The sequence below is a fragment of the Flavobacterium palustre genome (assembly GCF_014639535.1).
GTDB classification, from domain to species: Bacteria; Bacteroidota; Bacteroidia; order Flavobacteriales; family Flavobacteriaceae; genus Flavobacterium; species Flavobacterium palustre.
This window is the reverse complement of sequence record NZ_BMGA01000015.1, coordinates 1-5,000: the sequence shown is the minus strand read 5'-3', so window position 1 is coordinate 5,000 and position 5,000 is coordinate 1. Positions and strand designations below refer to the sequence as shown.

Genomic DNA, 5,000 nt, shown 5'->3' with positions numbered 1-5,000 from the left:
CTCTCGCCAATATTTAGCTTTAGATGGAATTTACCACCCACTTAGAGCTGCATTCCCAAACAACTCGACTCTTCGAAGGCACTTTACAAAGAACCGCACTCCTCGCCACACGGGATTCTCACCCTCTATGACGTCCTGTTCCAAGGAACATAGACAAGGAACGGCCCCAAAGTTGCCCTCTCCAAATTACAACTCGGGCACCGAAGGTACCAGATTTCAAATTTGAGCTTTTGCCGCTTCACTCGCCGTTACTAAGGCAATCCCGGTTGGTTTCTTTTCCTCCGCTTATTGATATGCTTAAGTTCAGCGGGTACTCCTACCTGATTTGAGGTCAAACTTTAAGAACATTGTTCGCCTAGACGCTCTCTTCTTATCGATAACGTTCCAATACGCTCAGTATAAAAAAAGATTAGCCGCAGTTGGTAAAACCTAAAACGACCGTACTTGCATTATACCTCAAGCACGCAGAGAAACCTCTCTTTGGAAAAAAAACATCCAATGAAAAGGCCAGCAATTTCAAGTTAACTCCAAAGAGTATCACTCACTACCAAACAGAATGTTTGAGAAGGAAATGACGCTCAAACAGGCATGCCCCCTGGAATACCAAGGGGCGCAATGTGCGTTCAAAGATTCGATGATTCACGGAATTCTGCAATTCACATTACGTATCGCATTTCGCTGCGTTCTTCATCGATGCGAGAACCAAGAGATCCGTTGTTGAAAGTTTTTAATATTTTAAAATTTCCAGTTACGAAAATTCTTGTTTTTGACAAAAATTTAATGAATAGATAAAATTGTTTGTGTTTGTTACCTCTGGGCCCCGATTGCTCGAATGCCCAAAGAAAAAGTTGCAAAGATATGAAAACTCCACAGTGTGTTGTATTGAAACGGTTTTAATTGTCCTATAACAAAAGCACAGAAATCTCTCACCGTTTGGAATAGCAAGAAAGAAACTTACAAGCCTAGCAAGACCGCGCACTTAAGCGCAGGCCCGGCTGGACTCTCCATCTCTTGTCTTCTTGCCCAGTAAAAGCTCTCATGCTCTTGCCAAAACAAAAAAATCCATTTTCAAAATTATTAAATTTCTTTAATGATCCTTCCGCAGGTTCACCTACGGAAACCTTGTTACGACTTTTAGTTCCTCTAAATGACCAAGTTTGTCCAAATTCTCCGCTCTGAGATGGAGTTGCCCCCTTCTCTAAGCAGATCCTGAGGCCTCACTAAGCCATTCAATCGGTACTAGCGACGGGCGGTGTGTACAAAGGGCAGGGACGTAATCAACGCAAGCTGATGACTTGCGCTTACTAGGAATTCCTCGTTGAAGAGCAATAATTACAATGCTCTATCCCCAGCACGACGGAGTTTCACAAGATTACCAAGACCTCTCGGCCAAGGTTAGACTCGCTGGCTCCGTCAGTGTAGCGCGCGTGCGGCCCAGAACGTCTAAGGGCATCACAGACCTGTTATTGCCTCAAACTTCCATCGGCTTGAAACCGATAGTCCCTCTAAGAAGTGGATAACCAGCAAATGCTAGCACCACTATTTAGTAGGTTAAGGTCTCGTTCGTTATCGCAATTAAGCAGACAAATCACTCCACCAACTAAGAACGGCCATGCACCACCACCCACAAAATCAAGAAAGAGCTCTCAATCTGTCAATCCTTATTGTGTCTGGACCTGGTGAGTTTCCCCGTGTTGAGTCAAATTAAGCCGCAGGCTCCACTCCTGGTGGTGCCCTTCCGTCAATTCCTTTAAGTTTCAGCCTTGCGACCATACTCCCCCCAGAACCCAAAGACTTTGATTTCTCGTAAGGTGCCGAGTGGGTCATTAAAAAAACACCACCCGATCCCTAGTCGGCATAGTTTATGGTTAAGACTACGACGGTATCTGATCATCTTCGATCCCCTAACTTTCGTTCTTGATTAATGAAAACGTCCTTGGCAAATGCTTTCGCAGTAGTTAGTCTTCAATAAATCCAAGAATTTCACCTCTGACAATTGAATACTGATGCCCCCGACCGTCCCTATTAATCATTACGATGGTCCTAGAAACCAACAAAATAGAACCAAACGTCCTATTCTATTATTCCATGCTAATATATTCGAGCAATACGCCTGCTTTGAACACTCTAATTTTTTCAAAGTAAAAGTCCTGGTTCGCCAAGAGCCACAAGGACTCAAGGTTAGCCAGAAGGAAAGGCCCCGTTGGAAATCCAGTACACGAAAAAATCGGACCGGCCAACCGGGCCCAAAGTTCAACTACGAGCTTTTTAACTGCAACAACTTTAATATACGCTATTGGAGCTGGAATTACCGCGGCTGCTGGCACCAGACTTGCCCTCCAATTGTTCCTCGTTAAGGTATTTACATTGTACTCATTCCAATTACAAGACCCGAATGGGCCCTGTATCGTTATTTATTGTCACTACCTCCCTGAATTAGGATTGGGTAATTTGCGCGCCTGCTGCCTTCCTTGGATGTGGTAGCCGTTTCTCAGGCTCCCTCTCCGGAATCGAACCCTTATTCCCCGTTACCCGTTGAAACCATGGTAGGCCACTATCCTACCATCGAAAGTTGATAGGGCAGAAATTTGAATGAACCATCGCCAGCACAAGGCCATGCGATTCGAAAAGTTATTATGAATCATCAAAGAGTCCGAAGACATTGATTTTTTATCTAATAAATACATCTCTTCCAAAGGGTCGAGATTTTAAGCATGTATTAGCTCTAGAATTACCACAGTTATACCATGTAGTAAAGGAACTATCAAATAAACGATAACTGATTTAATGAGCCATTCGCAGTTTCACTGTATAAATTGCTTATACTTAGACATGCATGGCTTAATCTTTGAGACAAGCATATGACTACTGGCAGGATCAACCAGATAACTATCTTAAAAGAAGAAGCAACAAGCAGTAAAAAAGAAAGAAACCGAAATCTCTTTTTTTTTTTCCCACCTATTCCCTCTTGCTAGAAGATACTTATTGAGTTTGGAAACAGCTGAAATTCCAGAAAAATTGCTTTTTCAGGTCTCTCTGCTGCCGGAAATGCTCTCTGTTCAAAAAGCTTTTACACTCTTGACCAGCGCACTCCGTCACCATACCATAGCACTCTTTGAGTTTCCTCTAATCAGGTTCCACCAAACAGATACCCCGGTGTTTCACGGAATGGTACGTTTGATATCGCTGATTTGAGAGGAGGTTACACTTGAAGAATCACAGTCTTGCGACCGGCTATTCAACAAGGCATTCCCCCAAGTTTGAATTCTTTGAAATAGATTGCTATTAGCTAGTAATCCACCAAATCCTTCGCTGCTCACCAATGGAATCGCAAGATGCCCACGATGAGACTGTTCAGGTTAAACGCAAAAGAAACACACTCTGGGAATTTCTTCCCAAATTGTATCTCTCAATACGCATCAACCCATGTCAATTAAACACGCTGTATAGAGACTAGGCAGATCTGACGATCACCTAGCGACTCTCTCCACCGTTTGACGAGGCCATTTACAAAAACATAACGAACGACAAGCCTACTCGAATTCGTTTCCAAACTCTTTTCGAACTTGTCTTCAACTGCTTTCGCATGAAGTACCTCCCAACTACTTTTCCTCACACTTGTACTCCATGACTAAACCCCCCCTCCCATTACAAACTAAAATCTTACTTTTATTTTCTTTTGCCCTCTCTGTCGCTCTGCCTTAACTACGTATTTCTCGCCGAGAAAAACTTCAATTTAAGCTATTCTCCAAAAATCTTAGCGTATATTTTTTTTCCAAAGTGACAGGTGCCCCGGGTAACCCAGTTCCTCACTATTTTTTACTGCGGAAGCGGAAGCGGAAAATACGGAAACGCGCGGGAACATACAAAACATACAAAATATACCTTTCTCACACAAGAAATATATGCTACTTGCAAAATATCATACCAAAAAACTTTTCACAACCGAAACCAAAACCAACGGATATCATACATTACACTACCACCATTCAAACTTTACTACTATCCTCCCTTCAGTTTCCCTTTTTCTGCCTTTTTCGGTGACGGAAATACGCTTCAGAGACCCTAAAGGGAAATCCATGCCATAACAGGAAAGTAACATCCCAATGCGGACTATACCACCCCACCACACTCCTACCAATAACGGTAACTATTCTATGTTTTCTTACTCCTATGTCTATTCATCTTTCATCTGACTACCTAATACTATGCAAAAATGTAAAATCATCACACAAAACATAAACAATCAAAATCAGCCATTTCCGCACCTTTTCCTCTGTCCACTTTCAACCGTCCCTCCAAATGTAAAATGGCCTATCGGAATACATTTTCTACATCCTAACTACTATAAAACAACCTTTAGACTTACGTTTGCTACTCTCATGGTCTCAATACTGCCGCCGACATTCTGTCCCACATACTAAATCTCTTCCCGTCATTATCGCCCGCATCCGGTGCCGTAAATGCAAAACAAATACCATCTATGTCTTCCACACCATCATTTTACTATGCCTGCCACCATCCATTTGTCTTTTGCACCATATCTTCATAACCTGTCACCTTGAAACTACCTCTGCATGCCACCTACCGACCAACTTTCATGTTCTGTTTCGACCTACCTCTTGTAAATGACAAATCACCTTTTTCATCGTATGCACCTTATTCTCCACATCACAATGCACTATTGCTTTTGCTTTTTCACCTGTCATATCCTATTGCTATTAGATGAAATATAATAAAAATTGTCCTCCACCCATAACACCTCTCACTCCCACCTACTGAACATGTCTGGACCCTGCCCTCATATCACCTGCGTTTCCGTTAAACTATCGGTTGCGGCCATATCTACCAGAAAGCACCGTTTCCCGTCCGATCAACTGTAGTTAAGCTGGTAAGAGCCTGACCGAGTAGTGTAGTGGGTGACCATACGCGAAACTCAGGTGCTGCAATCTTTATTTCTTTTTTTTTTTTTTTTTTTTTTTTTTTTTTTTTTTTTTTTT

Annotated in this window: 3 rRNA genes (1 of these 3 running past the window's edge); 1 reads left to right on the top strand and 2 read right to left on the bottom strand. The window is 42.4% G+C overall.

From position 1 onward, the window contains the following. Positions 1–738 (bottom strand): 23S ribosomal RNA (locus IEV84_RS16660) (it extends 2,837 nt beyond the left edge of the window). Positions 739–1,083: 345 nt separating this feature from the next. Next, positions 1,084–2,893, bottom strand: a 16S ribosomal RNA gene (locus IEV84_RS16655). Positions 2,894–4,831: 1,938 nt separating this feature from the next. On the opposite strand from IEV84_RS16655, the gene rrf reads away from it, so the two are divergent. Continuing rightward, positions 4,832–4,952: ribosomal RNA gene (rrf, locus tag IEV84_RS16650) — 5S ribosomal RNA — on the top strand. The last annotated feature ends 48 nt before the right edge of the window (positions 4,953–5,000 follow it).